A 22141-nucleotide genomic window follows, 5' to 3' on the forward strand; every position below is an offset into this window, starting at 1 on the left:
AATGGTGAATGTAAAGAAAGCGTTAAGCAGGATCAATCAGTTTTTAAATTTTTTTTAAAACAGGATCGAGAAATCGACTCTCAAATGGCTGAAAGCGAGTAAGGGTAATAAGAGGTTTATTATGGTGGCGCTGGACGGACTTGAACCGTCACTCCCGAAGGAACCTGATTTTGAATCAGGCGTGTCTACCAATTCCACCACAGCGCCATTTTTTGCGAGGTGAAGTTACCAAGGAAGGCAACGGGTCGGGATTATACCCGCGATACTTAGCTAATCAAGCGAAAATTATCGAAAAGTGGTTTTCACCGCACTGACTGATGATTCATTAACCATATTGCTTGTAATCGGGAGTTAATGTCAGCCGGTATCCTCCGTGTTAATATAACGCCATCGATAACAGAGAACTCTCTACAATGACATTAAACGCTCAAGAATTACACGCCAGTTTTCCAAGCGCTGGTTTCCTCCGTCGCTTAGCCGCCTGGGTATACGATTTTTTAGTGGCTGTCGCTATTATCATGCTCTCCTCAGCGCTGGCGTTAGGCTTTACGGCAACCTTAACTGCACTGAATTGGGTCGAGCTCAGTGAAGAGATGGATCATGCCGGATGGCTTGCCCAGGGGCCCTGGTACAGCATCTATTTAATCGGTGTATTAGCTATCTTCTTTGGCTGGTTCTGGAAACGCTCGGGTCAAACCATTGGTATGAGAGCATGGCGTCTAAAATTACAAAATCGCGATGGCAGCCGCTTAACATTAAGGCAAACCATTATTCGTTTGCTGACTTGCTGTGCGGGGCTTGGGAACCTATGGGTTTTAGTCGACTTTAAAAATCGCCGAGCCTGGCATGACTATGCAGCAGGTACTGAAGTTGTGACCTTATCGAAAGAAGCTAATCAGCTATTTTACTGGAACGAGCTTTAGGGCTCGCTCCAGTGACTTTATTACCCTGCTTTCTTCTGCATAAAGTAAACAGCAAGAGCCGCAAATACAATACTGGGTAGTAACGCGCCAAGGAAAGCGGGCACTTGATAAACTTGTGCTAACGGCCCGAATATCTCATTACTGACATGAAAGCCGAAACCGGTAATAACCCCCATCAAAATACGAGCTCCCATAGTTGTTGAGCGAAGCGGTCCAAAAATAAAGGACAATGCGACCAACAACATAACCGCAACCGTTACTGGGGCAAGCAGCTTACGCCATAATGCGAGCTCATAGCGCTTGGCAGATTGCTGATTAAGCTCCAGGTAATTCAGATAGTCCAATAAACCAGAAACCGACAAAGATTCAGGCTTAATAGTTACAACGCCTAGCTTATCCGGCGTTAATGTCGACTGCCACTGCACACTATTTTTTCGAGTTGAACTGACACGACTTGCGCTCAGTTCTGTAATAACAACATCCTGCATACGCCATGCGCCGTTAGTAAACAGCGCAGTTTGGGCGTAAGTTGCTTTTTGAAGTTCACGGTTGCCATCAAAGTCGTAAATAATAACGTTATTAAGACGCCCGGTGTCTTCCACTTCGCCAATATTGATAAAGTCAGAACCGTCCTTTGCCCAAACACCCTGCTGAGCCGAAATTAAGCTACCACCAGAAATTTCCTGTGAGCGAATTGCACGACCTTTGGACTCCATAGGTGGGGCAACCCATTCACCAATCGCCATTACGGCAACCATCATAATAATGGCGACTTTCATAACGGCGGCGATAATATTCAGTCGTGAACGGCCGGCAGCAAGCATAACAACGAGCTCAGAGTTGCTCGCCAGCATACCGACACCAATCAAGCCGCCAAGTAGCGCCGCCATAGGGAAAAATAATTCCACGTCACGCGGTAAGCTGTAAAAAACAAATAACGCCGCATCCAGGGTATCGTAATTTCCCCGGCCAACGGCCTTTAACTGTTCAACAAAACGAATCAGCGAAGACAATCCGGTCAGTACCGCCAAACTCATTAATGAGGTTTTTAGTACCGTCAGGCCAATGTATTTATCCAGAATACTTAACATCGTTAACCCCGCTTATTCCGGACACTAAAACGTGACAAGAGCTTCAAGCCCAACGGTCGACCTTTACCGATTAAAATAAAGCCGAATATCAGCAAAATAAAATGGATCCACCAAAGGCCTACTACCGACGGTATCACGCCATCTCGCACTGCGGCCTTAGCGGCCATTAACACCAGAAAGTAGCCAAGGTAAATCAAGAAAGCCGGAGCCATGCGCGCAAATTTACCTTGTCTTGGATTTACGCGACTAAGCGGCACTGCAATTAACGTTAATAACGGCATAGCCAAAGGAATAGCAATACGCCATTGAAACTCTGCTACAGCCGCATTCCCCGGAGTTTCTAATAACTCCAGCGTAGAGTAATTTTCCAGTTTTCGTGCCTGACCGTCGGCTTCCTGCTCTTTTATTTGTAGGCGATAATTATCGAAGGTCATCGTCTGATAGCTACTTTGGTCACCGGCATAGCGGTTTCCCTCTCCCAGTTCCAGCCACTGAGAACCGCTGTCTTCGCTAATAACACGTCCAGTCTTCGCCATAACGACACTGCCCGCACGTAGCTCATTGCCTTCGTGACTATGTTGCGCAACAAAAACTTCTTGCAACTCGCCTTCTTCATTCACGTCTTGAACAAAGATAACCGCCTTTTGGTTACTGGCTTGCTGGAAGCGCCCCGGCATTAACGCCGTCAAACCGCTATCCGAACGAGCTTTTTCTTCAACTTGCTGCTCTTGCTCAAGCGCCCAGGGCACCGCCCATAAAGTCAGCGCCCCAGTCACCAATGCCAATACCAACGACAAGACCAAAGTTACCCTAGTAACATACCACTCGCTGACACCACAGGCGTGCAAAATAGTCATTTCGTTGTCAGCGTAGATACGCCCGTGGGCCAGCAAAATGCCTAAAAATAAACTCAAAGGAAGAATTAAAGCGAGTAGTGCCGGTAAATTCAGCGACAACAATTGAAAAATAACACTGCCGGGAATATCTCCCTCAGAGGCATCGGACAACACACGTACAAATTTCTGACTGACGAATATAGCCATCAGAATAAAGAGCACAGCAAGCTGCGACTTTAGTGTTTCACTGATTAAATACCGAAATATGCGCACTAATGTTCACTCATGTAACTTAGGTTTTTACTGGAATAGCTGCGATTTTTAAGTAAACTTGTTATTTTAACAACAAAATGTCTTAAGAGCTAAACTATAGCAGGCATTAAAGCCACCTGAAACAGGAGCACTGTCATGGAGTTCAGCGTCAAAAGTGGTAATCCGGAAAAACAACGTTCTGCGTGTATTGTCGTAGGTGTCTTTGAACCCCGCCGATTATCTGGTGTGGCTGAACAGCTGGACAAAGTCAGTGATGGCTATTTAAGCAATTTATTGCGCCGTGGTGATTTAGAAGGTAAGTCTGGACAAGTTCTTTTATTGCATCATGTTCCAAACATTTTAGCTGAACGGGTATTACTGGTTGGTTGCGGTAAAGAGCGTGAACTTGACGAGCGACAGTACCGCCAAATTATTGCGCGTACTATTAACACGTTAAATGAAACCGGCTCGATGGAAGCGGTATGCTTTCTAAGCGAGCTACACGTAAAAGGTCGTGATACCTACTGGAAAGTTAGACAAGCAGTTGAGGCTGCCCGGGCAACGCTATATAACTTTAACGAGCTCAAAAGTAAGAAAGAAGAGCCCCGCCGCCCGCTTCGCAAGTTAATCTTCAACGTTCCGAGCCGCAAAGAACTTACTTTGGGTGAACAAGCGGTTCAACATGGGCTGGCAGTATCAGCGGGAATGGATGTATGCCGAAATGTGGCAAATATGCCACCGAACATTTGTACACCTCGTTACCTGGCCGAGCAGGCTGCAAAAATGGCAGAAGGCTACGATAACCTAAGCGTCACGACGGTTGAAGAAGCCGAAATGGAAAAGCTCGGTATGAATGCCTATTTAGCCGTTGGTCGAGGCTCTGAACATGAGTCAGTACTGACTTTAATGCATTATAAAGGTGCCCCTGACGATCAAGCCCCCGTTGTTCTTGTCGGTAAAGGCCTGACATTCGACTCCGGTGGTATATCAATAAAGCCGTCCGCTAATATGGATGAAATGAAATACGATATGGGCGGTGCAGCCGGCGTATTGGGTGCTATGCAAGCTTTGGCCGAACTGCAACTGCCTATTAACGTGATTGGTGCGGTCGCTGGATGTGAGAATATGCCGGACGGCAAAGCCTATCGCCCCGGCGATATTCTTACGACCATGAGCGGGCAAACCGTAGAAGTCCTCAATACTGACGCGGAAGGCCGACTGGTGTTGTGCGATACACTGACTTACGTTGAACGTTTTGAGCCAGACTCTGTTATCGACTTAGCAACACTCACAGGCGCCTGCGTTATCGCTCTGGGCAGTCACGCGTCTGCGGTACTCAGTCAACACAATCCACTGGCACACGAAGTGTTAAACGCCGCCCAGCAAAGCGGCGATAAAGCCTGGCGCATGCCATTATGGGACGAGTACCAACCGATGTTGGACAGTCCCTTTGCGGACATGGCGAACATAGGTGGCCGTGAAGCTGGCACTATCACTGCGGCTTGCTTCCTGTCGCGCTTCACCAAAAAGTACAACTGGGCTCACATGGATATTGCCGGCACAGCTTGGCAAGGTGGTAAAGAAAAAGGTTCAACGGGACGCCCGGTGCCTTTATTGACTCAGTTTTTAATTAACCGTTGCTCGAGCGAGGCTACCGAATAATATGCCCTCAGCTACGTTTTTTCTGATGCCGGAGGCATCAGAGGATGAGCAAAATGCGTTAATTTGCGATAAGATCGCTGAACTGTACAGAAAACATAAGCGATTGCGTGTCTGGGCTCAAAATCAAGCCCAGGCGGAAGCTCTGGATGAACTGCTATGGCAGCGTCCTGCTGATGCTTTCATTCCGCACAACTTAGTCGGCGAAGGCGCCTCTACCGGTGCTCCGGTTGAAATTGGTTGGCCACAAACGGAGCCAGGCTCAAGTAGACCGGGTTATGCGCTATTCAATTTAGCCAATGAAGTACCCGTACAGGCGCAACAGAGTCAGCAACTGTACGACATTGTGCCAGTGTCAGATGACGGCAAAGCAGTTGCCAGAGAACGTTACAAACATTACCGGGCTCGCGGTTGCCAAATGCACACCGTACCCCTGATATCCGAACAGAAGTAAGGTCATTATGGATAAAACATATTCCCCTGCAGATATAGAGCAAAACCTTTACCAACAATGGGAAGAAAAAGGGTACTTCAAGCCTAGCGGCCAAGGTGACTCTTACTCCATTATGATCCCGCCGCCCAATGTGACCGGCAGTCTGCATATGGGCCACGCTTTTCAACACACCATTATGGATACGCTTATTCGTTATCAGCGTATGGATGGTAAAAACACCTTGTGGCAGGTCGGCTCAGACCATGCGGGCATTGCTACACAAATGGTGGTGGAGCGCCAACTGGCGGCCCAAAATCAAACACGGCAAGAGCTAGGTCGAGAAGCCTTCATTGATAAAATTTGGGAATGGAAACATCAGTCCGGCGGTACTATTACTCAGCAAATGCGTCGTTTAGGCGATTCTGTAGACTGGGATCGCGAGCGTTTTACCATGGACGAAGGCCTGTCCGACGCCGTTCGCGAAGTGTTTGTGAAGCTACATGAAGAAAACTTAATTTATCGCGGCAAACGACTGGTCAACTGGGATCCGGCATTGCAAACCGCCATTTCAGACCTGGAAGTCGAAAACAAAGAACAACAGGGCTCTATTTGGTACTTACGCTACCCACTTGCTGACGGTGAGAAAACCGAAGACGGCAAAGACCATTTAGTTGTTGCGACGACGCGACCGGAAACCATGCTGGGTGATGTCTGCGTGGCTGTTCACCCAGACGACGAGCGCTTTGGACACTTAGTCGGTAAATACATTAACTTGCCTATTGTGAACCGTCGTATTCCTATCGTCGCCGACCACCATGTTGACAGCGAGTTTGGTACTGGCTGCGTAAAAGTTACGCCAGCTCACGACTTTAACGACTATGAAATTGGCAAGCGCCACCAAACCGGCATGATATCGATTTTCGATGACACTGCTCACGTTATGGAAAAGGCCGGGTTATACACCAGCACTGGCGAAGCACTGAGTGAACTTGACGGATTTGACGGAACATTACCGAGCCAATACGCAGGCAAAGAGCGTTTTGAAGCCCGCAAACAACTGATTGCTGAGTTTGACGAGCTGGGGTTATTGGAAAAAATTGAAAAACATACCAACAAAGTCCCTTATGGTGACCGTGGTGGTGTGCCTATTGAGCCTCATCTGACTGACCAATGGTATGTTCGTGTTGAGCCGTTGGCGAAACAGGCGACCGAAGCGGTAGAAGACGGCCGCATCGAGTTCGTTCCCAAGCAATATGAGAATATGTACTTCAGCTGGATGCGCGACATTCAGGACTGGTGTATCTCTCGTCAACTTTGGTGGGGACATCGCATACCGGCTTGGTATGACGAAAGCGGCAATGTTTATGTAGGCCGTACCGAAGAAGAAGTCCGTGAAAAGTATAACTTAGGTGACACAGCCCTTCAGCGGGACGAGGATGTTTTAGACACCTGGTTCTCGTCAGCACTTTGGACATTCTCTACGCTGGGCTGGCCGAAGAACACCGATGACTTAAAAACTTTCCACCCTACCGATGTGTTGGTGACTGGTTTTGACATTATTTTCTTCTGGGTTGCCCGCATGATAATGATGACCATGCACTTCATGAAAGACGATGAGGGTAAACCTCAAGTGCCTTTCAAAAAGGTGTATGTCACGGGTCTTATTCGCGACGAAGAAGGTCAAAAAATGTCTAAGTCCAAGGGGAACGTGCTGGATCCTCTGGACATGATTGACGGCATTAGCGCTGACGAATTAGTCGCCAAACGCACCGCTAATATGATGCAGCCGAAAATGCGCGAGAAGATTGAAAAGCGTACTCGTGCGGAATTCCCGGACGGCATTACAGCGCATGGCACCGATGCACTACGCTTCACGTTAACCGCTTTAGCGTCAACCGGTCGTGATATCAACTGGGACATGAAGCGCCTGGAAGGTTATCGTAACTTCTGCAACAAACTATGGAATGCCAGCCGCTTTGTGCTTATGAATACTGAAGAGCACGACTGCGGTCAAAGCGGCGATGAAATGACATTATCACTGGCTGACGAATGGATTATCGCGCGCTTTAACAGTACGGTGAAAGAATTCCGACAAGCGCTTGAGAGTTACCGTTTTGACCAGGCCGCAGCCATTGCTTATGAGTTTACCTGGAACCAGTTCTGCGACTGGTACTTAGAGCTCACCAAACCGGTTCTGCAGAACGGCACAGAGGTTCAGCAACGCGGTACCCGCCATACTTTGGTCAGCATTTTGGAACAGCTTCTGCGTTTGCTTCATCCAATTATGCCATACATCACTGAAACCATTTGGCAAAGGGTCAAGCCACTAGCGAGCGTTGAAGGCGATACTATTATGCTGCAACCGTTCCCGCAGGTACAAAGCTCGGTTAATGAGCAAGCCATGCTGGATATGGAATGGTTAAAGCGTGTTATTCTGGCTATCCGTAATATTCGTGGTGAAATGGACTTATCGCCAAATAAACCATTGCCGTTATTGTTATCGAACGCCGACGCTATGGCGAAGGGACGTATAGAGAATAACGAAAGCTTCCTGAGTAGTCTGGCCAAGCTGGAATCTATTGAGTTTATTGATAGCGATGATGACGCACCTGCCAGCATGACGGCCTTGGTTGATAGCTTGAAGTTGCACATTCCAATGGCCGGCTTAATTGACAAGGACGCTGAGCTACAGCGCTTGCAGAAGGCTATTGAAAAGGCTGAGAAAGAATGGCAGCGCCTTAATGGTAAACTCAGCAACGAAAACTTCGTTAATAAAGCGCCTGAAGCTGTTATAGCAAAAGAGCGTGAAAAGCTTGCTGAAGCTGAGGCAACGCTAAACCAGCTGAAAGAGCAGCAGGAAAAAATTAGCGCACTTTAACACGTTGACGATAATCAAACGCCCGGCTATTACGTCGGGCGTTTTTGTATGCGCTTAATCTAATTTTGTCATAAGCTCGTACCAACGGTTATACCGATAACAAGGGAGAGAGCCATGACTATTTTTGAAGAGTTACGAGTTGACCATGATAAACAACGTCAGCTTTTAGACCTTTTACTGAACACGTCAGGTAACGAGCCAGAGCGCGAGCAGTACTACCAGCAATTGAAAACTCAATTGGAACAACATGCTGCAGCGGAAGAGCGTTATTTCTATAACCCTTTAATTGAAGATAACGCAACTATTGAGATGTCGCGCCATGGCATTGCCGAGCACCATGAAATTGACGAACTCATCGAAGCCTTAGAACAAACAGACATGTCGTCTCCGGCTTGGCTGCAACATTTTAAAAACTTAAAACATAAGGTACTGCATCACCTGGAAGACGAAGAGCAAGGGTTCTTTCAGAAAGCGGGGAAGGTATTAGGAGACTCAGAAAAACAGTCTTTAGGTAAAGAATACCGGGAGATGATGAAAGAAAAAGGTCTTTAAGAACTTAATAGCCGGAGAGGATTATTCCTCTCCGTCGTCATAATCTTCGTCGAGCTCATCATCATCCAGCATAGTTCCCCAGCCGTCATACTCGACGTCACACTCGTCAGCGACAGCCGCTATTTCTCTCACCTGACGGGCTAGCACATTGTTATCTAGCTCAGCATCGGTTGCAGCAATAAATGCGAACCAGCGTTTCCCCTGCTCGTCTTCAAATTCGTCAGCGTCATCGACATGATAACCTAGCTTCACCAGCTCCACAGCAGCTTTCTCTAACTTTGTGAAGTCTGTCGCAGCAAGATGGTGCTCAATTTCATAGAGCGTGTCAGGCTCAGCACCATCACTGATTAGCGCATTAATAGTTTGCTCGCTTTGCTCAAGCAGCTCATTCAGAGGCTGACTCATTCGCTTTCCTTCTTCACTTGTTCGTTTAACTGATTAATTTTACTGTCCATAATGTCATGGCAGTGACGACTTAAGTCGCGCAAATTCTCTTTTTGATAATTGGCAATTCGTATCGGCTCAAGAAATGCCACTTTTAGAACGCCGTTATTCCAGCGGTTCATCTTAATTTTACCGTGTAGCTCTGAAACGCACACGGGAACAATATCCACCTGAGCCCGAAACGCCGTATGAAAAGCACCATTTTTAAAAGGCAGCAATCCACGCCCATAACTACGCGTACCTTCAGGGAACATCCACACGGAAATATCACGTTGGTTTATCGCATTCGCAGTCTGAGCAATTGTACCGTGTGCTTTGCCCGCATTTTTACGGTCAATCAAAATATTACCGGCCAACCAGTACAGCCAGCCAAAAAACGGTATCCAACGCAGACTTTTCTTACCCAAAGTGACCGTATTTTTTGGCAGCATCGCCGCGATAGTGAAGATTTCCCAGCTGTTCTGGTGGTTACAGACAAAAACATAGGGGCCACCGTGTTCAATATCGGGGTGCCGAGTTACTTCAATTTTCAACCCAAGCACTCGAGTCGCCCACCCAAAAATGTGGGCGAACCGATACGTGTTGTTTCGGTGAAAGGGTCGAATAATGCAAAACAGGCAGCCAACGATACCAAACACAACAATGAAGCCACCTAAAAACAACCACCTCAGCACCGCTAACATGACAACTCCCCGCCTTTACTCTTCATCTTCAACGATAATATCGTCGACTCGCTGAAGACCTCTAGGCAGTTTGTTACCCCGGCGCCCTCGCTCGCCCAGGTAGTGTTCAAGATCGGCCGGCTTCAAGGTCAGTTTGCGCTTTCCTGCCATTAGCGTTACTGCTTTGTCCGGTGCGGCTGTCGCCAGGGCCACTACATACTCTTCCCGCGACTGTGCTCTTAACGCTGGGATATTAATAATTTTGTTCCCTTTCCCTTTACTGAGCTGCGGTAAATCCGCTACCGGGAAAACCAGCATACGACCTTCATTTGATACAGCGATAACACGGTCATTTTCAATGCTGTTCACCGCTGTGGGCGAGAGTATTTTTGAACCGGTTGGTAAGGTAATAATCGCCTTGCCATTTTTGTTACGACTGACTAAATCACTAAACTGGCAGACAAAACCGTAACCCGCATCGGATGCCAACAAGACACAGCTGTCGTCTTTCCCCATCAGTACATGCTCTACCGTTTCACCTGACACCAGACTGAAGCGCCCGGTTAGTGGCTCGCCCTGGCTTCTCGCCGATGGCAACAAGTGCGCTTCACACGAAAAGCTTCGGCCTGAGCTATCAATAAATACAACTGGTTGGTTGCTTTTCCCTTCGGCTGACCCAAGGAAGCTGTCACCTGATTTATAACTCAGCTTCTCACCGTCAATGTCATGACCTTTCGCGCTGCGCACCCAGCCTTTTTTAGAGAGCACGACAGTAACGGCTTCTGCAGGCGTTAAGTCACGCTCACTCAATGCTTTTGCTTCGTTACGTTCAACCAATGGCGAGCGGCGTTCGTCACCATAAGTTTCAGCATCGGCGAGCAATTCTTTGCGAATCAAGGTTTTCAAACGCCGGTCAGAGCCCAGAATTTTCTCAAGCTGCTCGCGCTCTTTGCTTAATTCGTCCTGTTCGCCTTTCAGTTTCTGCTCTTCCAGCTTCGCCAAGTGACGTAATTTCAACTCGAGAATTGCTTCGGCCTGTTTGTCTGACAGCTCAAAGCGCGACATTAAGACTTCTTTAGGCTTATCTTCTGTGCGAATAATCTCGATGACTTCATCAAGGTTAAGATACGCAATAAGTAAGCCTTCTAAAATATGAAGACGTGCCAGTACCTTGTCTAAACGGTATTGCAAGCGGCGAGTAACCGTCTGCTGACGAAACTCCAGCCATTCTTTTAAAAGTCCAAGCAGCGGCTTAACTTGCGGACGACCGTCCAGGCCCAGAATATTCAAATTAACGCGATACTGTTTTTCTAAGTCAGTTGTCGCGAATAAGTGGTTCATCAACTGCTCGGTATCAACGCGATTTGAGCGAGGGACAATAACCAATCGAGTTGGATTCTCGTGGTCAGACTCATCTCGCAAGTCAGATACCAACGGTAATTTTTTCGCCTGCATTTGTTGAGCAATTTGCTCTAACACTTTTGCGCCCGAGGCTTGGTGGGGTAACGCAGTAACAACGATTTCACCGTCATCAACTTCATAAGAAGCACGCATTTTTATACTGCCGCGACCTGTTTCATACATTTTCTTAATGTCGTCGGCAGGCGTAATGACTTCTGCGTCGGTCGGATAGTCCGGCCCCTTTAACACGTCCATAATGTCTTCGAGCGTGCTGCTTGGCTTTTCCAATAACATGGCACAAGCGTTAGCTACTTCGCGAGCATTGTGCGGTGGGATATCCGTAGCCATACCTACTGCAATACCCGTCACGCCGTTCAACAGGATATGAGGCAACCTTGCAGGCAGCACTTTGGGCTCCTTCATGGTGCCATCAAAGTTGGGTATCCAGTCAGCAGTGCCCTGCCCTAATTCACTCAGCAGAACTTCACTAAACTTAGACAGTCGTGCTTCGGTATAACGCATGGCCGCGAACGACTTAGGGTCATCGGGAGAGCCCCAGTTACCCTGACCATCCACCAACGGATGTCGATACGAGAATGGCTGCGCCATGAGTACCATAGCTTCATAACACGCGCTGTCACCATGAGGGTGAAACTTACCCAGCACATCACCCACTGTACGGGCGGATTTTTTATACTTCGCTAAAGCCGATAAGCCCAGCTCCGACATTGCATAAACAATACGTCGCTGAACCGGCTTCAAACCATCGCCAATATGCGGCAATGCCCGGTCCATAATGACGTACATGGAATAATTTAAGTAGGCCTCTTCAGTAAAGCGGCTGAGGGGGCGTGTTTCGGTAATCTCCGTCGACATTCTCACTTCTCCTTACTAAGCAGCCTACAGTTCAGCCAAATCGGCCATGTTGCCTTTACTCTCCAGCCAAGTGCGGCGATCACTCGCGCGCTTCTTAGCCAACAACATATCCATTAGCTCTTCCATCATTTCTGCATCATCTATTGTCAGCTGCACCAATCGACGTGTATTCGGGTCCATAGTCGTTTCACGAAGCGTCAGCGGGTTCATTTCACCCAAGCCTTTGAAACGCTGAACGTTAATTTTGCCTTTTTTCTTCTCAGCTTCAATACGGTCTAAGATGCCCTGTTTTTCGTCTTCATCGAGGGCATAAAACACCTCTTTGCCCACATCAATTCGATAAAGCGGCGGCATAGCAACAAAAATATGACCATTTTCAACCAACGGTCGGAAGTGCTTCACAAAGAGTGCACACAACAGGGTAGCTATATGAAGCCCATCGGAGTCGGCATCGGCCAGAATACAAATCTTACCGTAGCGAAGCTTGTCGAGGTCAACTGTATTCGGGTCAACCCCCACAGCAACGGATATATCATGGATTTCCTGTGATCCCAGAATTTGCTCCGGATCCACTTCCCAGGTATTCAAAATTTTTCCGCGCAGTGGCATGACGGCCTGAAACTCTCGATCGCGCGCCTGTTTCGCTGAACCACCGGCCGAGTCACCCTCAACCAAAAACAATTCGCTATTGGATGGATCCTGACTAGAGCAGTCGGTTAACTTACCCGGTAACGCAGGCCCCTGAGTGACTTTCTTACGAACAACTTTTTTGCTTGCTCGTAAACGACGCTGAGCGTTACTGATACAAACATCAGCCAATAATTCAGCTTGCTCGGTGTGCTCATTCAACCATAAGCTGAATGCGTCTTTGACGACGCCAGAAACAAAGCTGGCAGATTGTCTCGATGACAGTCGTTCTTTAGTTTGCCCGGCAAACTGCGGATCTTGCATCTTAGTCGACAAAATATAGGAGCAGCGTTCCCACACATCATCAGGTGTCAGCTTCACACCTCGCGGTAGTAGATTGCGGAACTCACAAAACTCACGCATAGCCTCTAACAGGCCTTGTCGCAAGCCGTTAACATGCGTACCACCTAATGGCGTTGGAATCAGGTTCACATAACTCTCAGATAGGCCCTCACCACCTTCCGGTAACCAGGTTACCGCCCATTCAACCCCTTCGGTTTGCGAGCTAAAAGAGCCATTAAATGGGTCTTCCGGTAAAGTAGGAACCTCTTTTACCGCTTCAATCAGGTAATCGGTCAGACCATCCTCGTAAAACCAAGTTTCTTCGGTGTCATCGACCTTATTTTTGAAGGTAATGCTTAACCCGGGACACAGCACCGCTTTCGCCCGGAGCAAGTGCTTCAACTTGGTAACAGAAAACTTTGAGGAATCAAAATACTGAGCGTCTGGCCAAAAATGGACTTTGGTTCCGGTATTGCGCTTCCCAACAGTGCCGGTGACTTCTAACTCAGAGACTTTATCGCCATTTTCGAAAGCCATTTCGTAAACCTGACCATCTCGCTTAATGGTGAGCTCAACACGCTTCGACAGCGCGTTAACAACAGAGATACCAACACCATGCAGACCACCGGAAAACTGGTAATTTTTATTCGAGAACTTACCGCCCGCATGCAATTTGCTCATAATAAGCTCGACACCCGGAACCCCTTCTTCAGGGTGAATATCCACGGGCATACCACGACCGTCATCCATGACTTCTAAGGATTGGTCGGTGTGTAGAATAACCACTAAGCTTTTAGCGTGACCGGCAAGTGCCTCATCCACACTGTTATCGATAACTTCCTGACCTAAATGGTTGGGTCGCGTGGTGTCGGTATACATACCGGGACGGCGCTGAACCGGCTCCAGGCCATTGAGCACCTCTATAGAATCGGATTTGTAGTCTGTCATGAGTCCCTGTTTTTTGTTGTAGCTCGCTCCGCAAAGTTGACTGACAATTTACCGCTAACCGTCGTCTATTTGAAGTAGTAAGGCATAAATTTCTGCACTGACTCGCTCAGCTCTGGTTGGATTCGACCTTGCTTACGACACAGTTGCAACCAGTCCGACAAAAATTGATTTGCTTGGTACTTTTCATCGCGGTGCCGCATGTCTTTATTCGGCTGACGATAATGCACTTCTAGCTTTGTAATACCCTGCGTTTTTAAGACTTCCGCCATACGCACGTCATGGTATAGGCGCACCGTCATTTTGGCGCGCAAATAATCCGCCCAGCTGGGCTTTAGTTGCTCGATCGAAATATCCGTTGTGTAACGCGAACTGTCGACACGTTTTACCACAAACACCAAGCCTTCGCCGGCTTGAATAATGACCTCAGCTTGAGTCGAGTCATCTTCATCCGGCACAAAAGGTAACAAAGCGGCATAGTTCAGCTCATTCAACCTGTGTAACTCTGCCACGTCGACAACGTAACGCTGCTGCATATCCCCCCTTACAAACTCAGCTTATTTCTAAACACATTATCTCGATGCAATAGCAACCATTGTAACCCAATTACACTGGCGGCATTATTAATTTCCTCACGCTCTAACATACCAATAGCATCTTTACGCGGTAATACATGCACTTTAATGTCTTCATCTTCTTCAGGAAGACCGCCAAAATCAGCCGCTAAACTCGTGTCGACTTCCGCAATATAAATTGTCAGCTTCTCATCGGTTCCGCCCGGGCTCGAGTAGTAGCTGGTTGCGTAAATCAACTGTTTGGCTTCCAGGCCTGCTTCTTCTTTTAATTCTCTTGTTGCGACCTCTTCAGCACTTTCATCAGCGTCAAACATGCCTGCGACAAATTCAAATAGCCAAGGCCCGTTGGGGTCGTCTAATGCACCTACCCGAAATTGTTCCAGCACGACTAACTCGTCGCGAACAGGGTCATAAGGTATCACCACGACAGCGTGGCCACGCTCCATCAATTCACGCTCAATAGGCTGACTCCAGCCGCCTTGAAACAAACGGTGTTTGAGTTTGTATTTATAAACCGACAAAAAGCCTTCATAAAGCGGCTGTTTTTTATCGAGTTCAACATCTTTTCGAGTCAATCTTGACGCCATTTCACCTTCTCACTTCAACTTTTTTTGATATGAGAGTAAAGCCTGCTTTCTGATCTACTATACAGCAAACATTCTGTTACACTTGAGCAGATTCTGAAACCATGTTTTGCTTAAATTATCAGCGTGAATCAATTACACTGGTAATCATTCAATACTGTATGTAAACTAACGCGCAATCACTTTAAGACTATTGCATGTCAAGTAACGGGACACTGACTACCATGAAAAAGCACCTCTTGTCAGCGGCTGTAGGAATTGCATTAACTACAGTCTCTTTTACGTCAAATGCGGAAGATTTAGCTCAAATTTATCGTTTAGCGGTTGATAACGACCCTACGTTGTTAAGAGCTGCGGCTGAACGTAATGCAACCCAAAAAGGCGTCGATATTGCCAAGTCAGGGTTCTTACCACAGGTTAACGGTGAAGCTGGTTATAGTGAGTCTACGAGTGACTCGCCACAGTTTGTTAACAATCAAATCCAGAAATTTGCAATAGATAGTAGTGGTTGGCAAGCAGGCGTTACTTTAAACCAAAGTATCTTTGACTGGAGCGTCTGGAAAAACGCTGACATTGCTGAAAAGCAAGCCTATCAAGCCGAGATTTCATACAGTAATGCTCAGCAGGAATTAATGCTGCGTGTTGTAAACGCTTACTTCCAGGCACTTCAGGCAAAAGACGACCTGTCATTTGCTGAAGCCGAGAAAAAAGCCATTAAACGTCAGCTTGAGCAAACCAAACAACGTTTCTCTGTTGGTTTAACCGCCATTACTGACGTGCACGAAGCACAAGCACAATATGACAGCGCCGTCGCCCGTGAAATTCAGGCTCGTAATGCCGTAGAAATTGCTTACGAAAGCATTCGTGAAATCACTGGGCAATACCCACAGACGCTGGCCGCATTAGACACCGAAACCTTTTCGCCCAGTGACCCTGCACCGGAAGATGTCATGAAATGGGTAAAGAAAGCGGAAAATAGTAATCTAAGCTTATTAGAGAGCATGGTGCAGGTTGAGATTGCTGAACAGCAAATTAAGCTTCAGCAAGCGGGTCACTACCCGACTGTGTCATTATCAGCGAACTATTCAGCCAATGATACCGATAGAACAATACAAGGTGAGCCATCCCCAGATACGGGCCGTCTTGATAGCCGTTCAATTGGTCTAAACGTCAGCGTACCTATTTTCTCAGGCTTCCGCACCTCAGCTGAAGTTTCTCAAGCGCGTGACAACTACGTTGCAACTAGCCAGCAAATGGTTCAGACACGTCGCCAAATCGAGCGTGAAGTGCGTAACGCTTACTACGAAGTATCTGCGTCAATTGCCAGTATTAGCGCATTCCAGCAGTCTGTAGTTTCAGCAGAAAGTGCCTTAAAAGCAACAGAGGCAGGTTTTGAAGTCGGTACCCGTACTATCGTTGACGTACTGAATAGCACTCAAAACTTGTATAACGCTAAGCGTAACTTATCAGAAGCTCGCTATGGCTATATTCGCCAAATGCTACGTTTAGAGCAAGCGGCAGGACAGCTTCAGGAAAACGACCTACTGGCAATTAACAGCAGTTTGTCTGAAGACGTCGAAGGAACTGCGGCAGACTAACTCCGCTGACCACAGGCACCACGTCCCGTTAGTGGTGCCTGCCTCCCTTAATTCTATGTTACTATCCGCTCCAATTTAATAAACAACAACGGTTCTTGTTGTGATTGAACAACCCAAATTTAAATTCTATTTTTTGCACCCAAAGTTCTGGCTTACCTGGCTTGGCGTTCTTATCCTTTATACCGTTTCCTGGCTGCCTTATCGTGTACAGCTGGCTATGGGGCGTGGTCTTGGCTTACTGTTTAAAAAGCTTATGCCCCGGCGCGTTAATATTGCCCGCACTAATTTAAAGCTCTGTTTTCCTGACTATAGTGACGAGAAGATCGAGTCGCTGGTTACAGAGAATATGAAGAACACCGGTATCGCTTATTTTGAAGTCGGTATGGCTTGGTGGTGGCCGGACTGGCGCATTCGTCGCAAGCTTCATATTCACGGTGAGGAGAACTTGCGCAAAGCCCAGGAAGACGGCAGTGGCGTGTTGTTATTGCTGTTTCATTTTCTCAGCCTGGAAGTGCATGCTCGCTTGCACGGGTTTGTAGAGCCTGCTGTTGGTTTGTATCGCCCTCATAACAACGCAGTAATGGAGTTTCTGCAAACTCGCGGACGTGCTCGCTCCAATAAATACATGATTCAGCGGAAAGACGTTAAAGGCATGCTTAAAGCTCTGTCTCAAGGCGATATTGCCGGTTACTTACCTGACCAGGATTACGGCCGCCGCCGTACTGAGTTCGTTAAATTCTTTGAGGTCCCTGACGCCTCAACCACCACTGGCACTATGTTGTTCGCCAACGCACCTAATTGCAAAGTGTTGGTATCTCGCTGTGTTCGCCGCAAAGACGGTACGGGCTATGACTTATATTACGAACCTGAGCTTCAAAACTTCCCGACAGGCGACGACAAAGCGGACGCTCGCTACGTCAATACCCTAGTCGAAGAGGCCGTGAAAAAAGCTCCCGAGCAATACCTCTGGGTTCATCGCCGGTTTAAAACGCGGCCTGACCCCGATATGCCTAGTTATTATCAGTAGGTTCTATCTCAGTGTCGCCAAGCAGCTTATTCCAGCAACGAATAACAGCTTGGCGCTCTGTGTCTAAGTTGTGCTTTTCTAAAAGCTGCTCTCCCTGCAACGCCAGGGCGTGACTCTCACAACGAAATATCTGAAACGCATTCACCAAATTCTGGGCATCAACATCGTCTAGCAAATGTTCTTGCTGAGCCTCGGTTAACAGTCGAATATTATCGCTGTAGCGACACAAGCTGGGGTGTGTATGCGCATATTTAAGCACAAGGTACTGAGTAATAAACTCAATGTCTGCAATACCACCATCGTCCTGCTTCAAGTCAAACGCATCCATGCGACTGGCCGACAAGTGATGTTTCATTTTGCGTCGCATGGACACAATATCTTTTTTTAACGGCTCGTCATTTCGCGGCTGCATTAATGCGGCTCGCCGGATATCCATTAACGTATCTCTTATGCTGTTACTTCCATACACGGGGCGAGCTCGAACCAATGCCTGTAACTCCCATGTCCAGGCGTCGTCATGTAGGTAGCGCGCGTAAGACTTTACCCTTGTGACTAACAGCCCTGACTGCCCGGACGGTCGTAAACGAAGATCAACATCGTATAACACCCCTGCAGTCGTTCGCGTCGTAAATAGGTGCAGTACGCGCTGCGCCAAACGCAAGTAGAACTGCTGAACCTCAATAGGCTTATTGCCGTCAGTAACCCCCTCGTAGGTCGAGTCTGTAACAAACACCAAGTCGAGATCGGACCCATAGCCAAGCTCTTCGCCACCCAGTTTGCCGTAAGCCATAACACCGAAGCCGGTATTTTCCACACTGGTTCCCTCGGGCTTTCCGTGCTTCTGGGTTAACTGGTACCAGGCCAGGCCAATCACTTCATGAATAATGGCTTCTGCCAGAGCACTCAGATGATCACTGACATTCATAAGCTCCAAAACATTACTAATATCGGCCGCAGCAATTTTAAGCTGTAGCGCCTGCTTTGCCTGTCTTAGAGCATCCATCTGCGTTTCTAAGTCCTGCTCTGGAATACGAACTAAATATTCACGCAGTAACGCATCGTAATTCTTCGCTTCAGGCAGTGTATAGAGCTGTTGAGGGTCAATCAGCTCGTCGAGTAACAGTGGATGCTGTGCCAGCTGATTCGAGATCCAGGGGCTGGCCATACACAACTTACACAGTTGCGTGCGCGCACCAGGGTTTTCCGCCAATAATTCGATGTAGGCCGTACGACTCATTATGGCTTTAATAATAGACAGCAGCCGCTCAAGAAGTCGTTCGGGATGTTGATGCTGAACCGCATGTCTTAGCATCATTGGCATTAAGCGTGCCATTGCTGCGCGTCCTCTTGGCCCGGAACTTCGACGCCGACTCTCCTGCCGAAAGTCATTAATCAGCCGCCATAAACGCTCCGGTTCATCAACCCCTTCTGCTTCCAGAATCTCGATAGCCGCGTCGTCTTCCAGCATATCTTGCCAAAGCACTTGCAGCGACTGCTCTTCTTCATCGTCTTCGGACTGCTCTCCAACGACTTGTTGAAACTCTTCGTGAATGCTCGCCATGCAGTCATCCACACGCGCTTGCACTGATGCCCAGTCGGCTTCGCCCAACATACACCGCAACCGCTCCCGACCCAGTTCGTCGTCGGGTAACTGCTGTGTTTGTGCATCATCGATTTGCTGCAAACGATGCTCTATAGTGCGTAAAAACTCATAGTTCTCAATCAGCTTGTCCGCTCGTTCGTTCTCTATGAGCTCTAGCTCAACCAAACCATTAATTGCCTTATACAGCGAGCGTGTTTGTAAACTTTTTTCCTGACCACCCCGAATAAGCTGATGCGCCTGAACAATAAACTCCACCTCGCGGATACCACCGGCGCCCAGCTTGATGTTGTTTTTGACGCCTCGCCGCCGCGTCTCCTGAGTAATAAGCAACTTCATTTTACGCAGCGCTTCTATGGCACCAAAGTCTATGTAACGGCGGTAAACAAAAGGTCGTATCAAATCATAGAACGTTTTCTCGTCCGCGGCACTTGCGCCAATAAGGCGGGCTTTTACCATTGCGTAGCGCTCCCAGTCGCGCCCTTGCTCCTGATAATAATGCTCTAGCGCGTTAATACTGGTAACCAGCGGGCCAGACTGACCGAAAGGCCGTAAACGCATATCGACCCGAAAGACCTGACCATCGGCGGTCGTTTCATCAAGCAAGGCAATAAACAGCTGCGCTAATCGCTTGTAAAACACGCTGTGCTCTAAATTACGACCGGGTCCCTCGGTTTCTCCCTGCTCAGGGTACGCAAAGATAAGATCAATATCTGAAGAAAAGTTAAGCTCACGCCCGCCAAGCTTTCCCATACCAATAACCAGCATAGGCATGGCCTCCCCATTGCTGTCCCGGGGCGTACCGTGTTTGGCTACTAATCGTTTAAAGGCCCAGCTTAGGCTTTGCTCAATAGCGGCATCGGCAAAAATACTGAAATGTTTTAACGCTTCAGTAATAGATAATTGACCAAGAATATCTGCTGCCGCCAGCTTTGCCATGACACAATGACGATACTCCCGCAGTTTATATTTGGCACGGCGGTCGTCGTCGCATTCGCTGAGTAGTTTGTTGAGCTTGCTTTCATATACACTGCTATCATCTATAGAAATAGCACCGTCATTGGCAAAAAAGTCAGCCAGCAATTGGTTGGGATAACGCTCAGCAACACGCGCAATAAAAGGACTTACCGCAAAAAGTGCGCGCAAAACTTGCTGCTGAGACTCAGTGAGCGACACTTCACCAGCTTCCCGGAAGCGCTCCCAGGCAGGCTCACTGTGTGTTTCTAAATAGGAGTTAAGCTTAAGCATTAGGCAAACCAATACGGATCACGCTTTAACGCTGCCTTTCTTGAGTATTCCAATGCCTTCAACAAGGACTCTCGTTGCATTTTTTGCCACTCCAGCAAACGGTCCAAGTCATCATCATCACGCTCTTTAATGCGTTCATGTAAAATATGCAGGGCGGTAATTTCTCGAATACCGCGCGCTAAATCCTGCCAGGGTAAACGGAATTTCTCGCGTACATCGTCGTCGAACAGCTCACCAAAACAAGTTCCCATCAGCAGACTGTTTTGCAATGGCTTCAATAACTTTAAGTAGCCTTCTTCATTCAGTTTCTCATGCTCAGAAAAAGCCGTTTGCACGAGTTGCCAGTCGCTTTTAAGCAATTGACTGCACCAAGGCGATACTGGCTGCGATAACTCTTCTGTCATTTCCTGTTCAATTAAAAATTGTGACAGTTTCAGGACTGTTGTTTGATAACGCGCAGATGCCACCACCTCTGCAACTTCATTTAACCGAATCACATCTTCCTGGCTGTTCTGTAAGCTTTCATACAGCTTTTCATAACGCTTTAAGGCTCTATGGTAGGCTCCATCTTCTGCCGTTAGCTCATCAAGCCCTTCAAAGTTTTTCAACCACTGTAACTGCTCAGTGATTTTAGCCAAGTTAGTTAACAGTTGACGCTCGCCAACACCCAGTTCAATCAATTGTTCCAGAGCAACTCGCACTAATTGAATACCATCAGCAAGTCCTTGAACCGCGCGAACACTCGGATTAAAAAGCAAACAGGACTCATTATGCTGCCAATGCCTTAACCCGTATTCAACAGCACGATACAAGGCCTGACCAATGGTAAAGTCACCTTCCAGCGGCACATAATGCATTTGTGTAAAAGGCTCCAGCAAACTCTTACCAGCCAGCATATAGCCACGCGCAGCTTTACTTAAAGAGCCGACTTTCGCCTCCACTTTACTCACTAACTGATGTGCTAAATGATACGCATCATCTATCGAGCCACCCTGTAACTCCAGCTCAATTTCAGAAATAGTTTCTGAGTTTTCACCGGCCTGGATTTGCCCCTCATCCAGCACCATTTCAATCACGCCATCACCGCTAGGCAGGCGCCATCGGGTACGCGTAAAGTCAGTCACAAAAATAGTTTCTAAGTCACGCTGAATGTCGTAAACCGGAAAGTCGTCAGGCCAAATCTCACTATCAAACAATGTTAAATCGGGCTTTTCACTATCAACATTTACATTGTACTCCGGCCGTTGATGCATACCGCCCATAACTCGACCGGCTAACTTAATCGTTTGTTCTTTTTGATCTTTATGGCTGCGTATGCGTAATCCCATATCAAACTGACGCAAACGCAAATCGGATGTGTCGAAATAACTGTTTCTGAGTTCAAACTGTGTTTTTTGCGTGGTTCCTGAACGGGCATCAGCCAGTGATTGACACACTTTTAAAGCTTGATCTCGTTTTTCAGGAGCAATCAGTAATTTTAACTCAAGTTCTTGTGACATTGACGCATTCCGAAGCGGGTGAAAGTTAAAGTAAAGGTACTGGCTTGGCGGCTTAGGGTCAACAAACATAGGCATTTTGTTGGCTTGAC

The 22141-nt window shown here is 47.6% G+C and carries 17 protein-coding genes and 1 tRNA gene; 7 read left to right on the top strand and 11 right to left on the bottom strand.

Annotated elements, in window-relative coordinates; all coding sequences use genetic code 11:
* Window positions 1-122: 122 nt before the first annotated feature.
* Window positions 123-207, bottom strand: a tRNA-Leu gene (locus tag B3850_RS10360).
* A 206-nt stretch (window positions 208-413) separates the two neighbouring features.
* Between B3850_RS10360 and B3850_RS10365 the strand changes: the two genes are divergently transcribed.
* Window positions 414-923 (top strand): RDD family protein, encoded by a 510-nt coding sequence (locus B3850_RS10365; protein WP_286875845.1) that lies wholly within the window; start codon window positions 414-416, stop codon window positions 921-923.
* A 20-nt stretch (window positions 924-943) separates the two neighbouring features.
* Here B3850_RS10365 and lptG read toward each other — a convergent pair whose 3' ends face one another.
* Complete coding sequence (gene lptG, locus B3850_RS10370) at window positions 944-2014, bottom strand: LPS export ABC transporter permease LptG (protein ID WP_286875847.1); 1071 nt, start codon at window positions 2012-2014, stop codon at window positions 944-946.
* Window positions 2015-2016: 2 nt separating this feature from the next.
* A complete protein-coding gene (gene lptF, locus B3850_RS10375) occupies window positions 2017-3123 on the bottom strand; it encodes an LPS export ABC transporter permease LptF (RefSeq protein WP_058576125.1) in 1107 nt (368 codons plus the stop codon).
* 135 nt (window positions 3124-3258) lie between these two features.
* Between lptF and pepA the strand changes: the two genes are divergently transcribed.
* The 4 genes from pepA to B3850_RS10395 all read left to right on the top strand — a co-directional run bounded on the left by pepA (window position 3259) and on the right by B3850_RS10395 (window position 8624).
* Window positions 3259-4764, top strand: coding sequence for a leucyl aminopeptidase (gene pepA, locus B3850_RS10380; protein ID WP_286875850.1), 1506 nt, complete (start codon window positions 3259-3261; stop codon window positions 4762-4764).
* A 1-nt stretch (window position 4765) separates the two neighbouring features.
* Window positions 4766-5215: a DNA polymerase III subunit chi gene (locus B3850_RS10385; protein WP_286875851.1), complete on the top strand. Its 450-nt coding sequence runs from the start codon at window positions 4766-4768 to the stop codon at window positions 5213-5215.
* A 7-nt stretch (window positions 5216-5222) separates the two neighbouring features.
* Window positions 5223-8072 (top strand): valine--tRNA ligase, encoded by a 2850-nt coding sequence (locus B3850_RS10390; protein WP_286911715.1) that lies wholly within the window; start codon window positions 5223-5225, stop codon window positions 8070-8072.
* Window positions 8073-8186: 114 nt separating this feature from the next.
* Complete coding sequence (locus B3850_RS10395) at window positions 8187-8624, top strand: hemerythrin domain-containing protein (RefSeq protein ID WP_286872687.1); 438 nt, start codon at window positions 8187-8189, stop codon at window positions 8622-8624.
* 21 nt (window positions 8625-8645) lie between these two features.
* On the opposite strand, the gene rraB is transcribed toward B3850_RS10395, so the two are convergent.
* The 6 genes from rraB to B3850_RS10425 form a co-directional block, all read right to left on the bottom strand.
* Window positions 8646-9029 carry a ribonuclease E inhibitor RraB gene (rraB, locus tag B3850_RS10400; RefSeq protein WP_286872689.1) on the bottom strand — a complete coding sequence of 128 codons (384 nt, stop codon included), beginning with the start codon at window positions 9027-9029 and terminating at the stop codon, window positions 8646-8648.
* Complete coding sequence (locus tag B3850_RS10405; protein ID WP_286872692.1) at window positions 9026-9751, bottom strand: 1-acylglycerol-3-phosphate O-acyltransferase; 726 nt, start codon at window positions 9749-9751, stop codon at window positions 9026-9028. The genes rraB and B3850_RS10405 overlap by 4 nt, the downstream gene beginning before the upstream one ends.
* Window positions 9752-9766: 15 nt before the next feature.
* Window positions 9767-12007, bottom strand: a complete 2241-nt coding sequence (parC, locus tag B3850_RS10410; RefSeq protein WP_286911716.1) for a DNA topoisomerase IV subunit A — start codon at window positions 12005-12007, stop codon at window positions 9767-9769.
* A gap of 24 nt (window positions 12008-12031) precedes the next feature.
* Window positions 12032-13924, bottom strand: coding sequence for a DNA topoisomerase IV subunit B (gene parE / locus B3850_RS10415; protein ID WP_286871823.1), 1893 nt, complete (start codon window positions 13922-13924; stop codon window positions 12032-12034).
* Window positions 13925-13989: 65 nt separating this feature from the next.
* Complete coding sequence (locus B3850_RS10420; protein WP_286871821.1) at window positions 13990-14457, bottom strand: DUF1249 domain-containing protein; 468 nt, start codon at window positions 14455-14457, stop codon at window positions 13990-13992.
* Between the two features lie 8 nt (window positions 14458-14465).
* Window positions 14466-15083, bottom strand: a complete 618-nt coding sequence (locus B3850_RS10425; protein WP_286871819.1) for an NUDIX domain-containing protein — start codon at window positions 15081-15083, stop codon at window positions 14466-14468.
* A 221-nt stretch (window positions 15084-15304) separates the two neighbouring features.
* On the opposite strand from B3850_RS10425, the gene tolC reads away from it, so the two are divergent.
* Both tolC and lpxL read left to right on the top strand, forming a co-directional pair.
* Window positions 15305-16678 carry an outer membrane channel protein TolC gene (gene tolC, locus B3850_RS10430; protein ID WP_273268500.1) on the top strand — a complete coding sequence of 458 codons (1374 nt, stop codon included), beginning with the start codon at window positions 15305-15307 and terminating at the stop codon, window positions 16676-16678.
* Between the two features lie 100 nt (window positions 16679-16778).
* The gene (gene lpxL, locus B3850_RS10435; protein ID WP_129497053.1) at window positions 16779-17705 is read left to right on the top strand and encodes an LpxL/LpxP family Kdo(2)-lipid IV(A) lauroyl/palmitoleoyl acyltransferase; all 927 of its coding nucleotides are present in this window, start codon (window positions 16779-16781) and stop codon (window positions 17703-17705) included.
* Here lpxL and glnE read toward each other — a convergent pair.
* The gene (gene glnE / locus B3850_RS10440; RefSeq protein ID WP_286911717.1) at window positions 17689-20553 is read right to left on the bottom strand and encodes a bifunctional [glutamate--ammonia ligase]-adenylyl-L-tyrosine phosphorylase/[glutamate--ammonia-ligase] adenylyltransferase; all 2865 of its coding nucleotides are present in this window, start codon (window positions 20551-20553) and stop codon (window positions 17689-17691) included. The genes lpxL and glnE overlap by 17 nt on opposite strands.
* A complete protein-coding gene (locus B3850_RS10445) occupies window positions 20553-22127 on the bottom strand; it encodes an inorganic triphosphatase (protein WP_286911718.1) in 1575 nt (524 codons plus the stop codon). The genes glnE and B3850_RS10445 overlap by 1 nt, the downstream gene beginning before the upstream one ends.
* Between the last annotated feature and the right edge of the window lie 14 nt (window positions 22128-22141).

Origin of the sequence: Idiomarina sp. UBA4520 (assembly GCF_002388365.1) — a bacterium.
Taxonomy (GTDB): Bacteria; Pseudomonadota; Gammaproteobacteria; order Enterobacterales; family Alteromonadaceae; genus Idiomarina; species Idiomarina zobellii.

Coding starts and splice junctions, on each gene's coding strand:
- B3850_RS10365 (WP_286875845.1), top strand. CDS start 414: ATGACATTAAACGCTCAAGAATTACACGCCAGTTTTCCAAGCGCTGGT.
- lptG (WP_286875847.1), bottom strand. CDS start 2,014: ATGTTAAGTATTCTGGATAAATACATTGGCCTGACGGTACTAAAAACC.
- pepA (WP_286875850.1), top strand. CDS start 3,259: ATGGAGTTCAGCGTCAAAAGTGGTAATCCGGAAAAACAACGTTCTGCG.
- B3850_RS10385 (WP_286875851.1), top strand. CDS start 4,766: ATGCCCTCAGCTACGTTTTTTCTGATGCCGGAGGCATCAGAGGATGAG.
- B3850_RS10390 (WP_286911715.1), top strand. CDS start 5,223: ATGGATAAAACATATTCCCCTGCAGATATAGAGCAAAACCTTTACCAA.
- B3850_RS10395 (WP_286872687.1), top strand. CDS start 8,187: ATGACTATTTTTGAAGAGTTACGAGTTGACCATGATAAACAACGTCAG.
- rraB (WP_286872689.1), bottom strand. CDS start 9,029: ATGAGTCAGCCTCTGAATGAGCTGCTTGAGCAAAGCGAGCAAACTATT.
- B3850_RS10405 (WP_286872692.1), bottom strand. CDS start 9,751: ATGTTAGCGGTGCTGAGGTGGTTGTTTTTAGGTGGCTTCATTGTTGTG.
- parC (WP_286911716.1), bottom strand. CDS start 12,007: ATGTCGACGGAGATTACCGAAACACGCCCCCTCAGCCGCTTTACTGAA.
- parE (WP_286871823.1), bottom strand. CDS start 13,924: ATGACAGACTACAAATCCGATTCTATAGAGGTGCTCAATGGCCTGGAG.
- B3850_RS10420 (WP_286871821.1), bottom strand. CDS start 14,457: ATGCAGCAGCGTTACGTTGTCGACGTGGCAGAGTTACACAGGTTGAAT.
- B3850_RS10425 (WP_286871819.1), bottom strand. CDS start 15,083: ATGGCGTCAAGATTGACTCGAAAAGATGTTGAACTCGATAAAAAACAG.
- tolC (WP_273268500.1), top strand. CDS start 15,305: ATGAAAAAGCACCTCTTGTCAGCGGCTGTAGGAATTGCATTAACTACA.
- glnE (WP_286911717.1), bottom strand. CDS start 20,553: ATGCTTAAGCTTAACTCCTATTTAGAAACACACAGTGAGCCTGCCTGG.
- B3850_RS10445 (WP_286911718.1), bottom strand. CDS start 22,127: ATGCCTATGTTTGTTGACCCTAAGCCGCCAAGCCAGTACCTTTACTTT.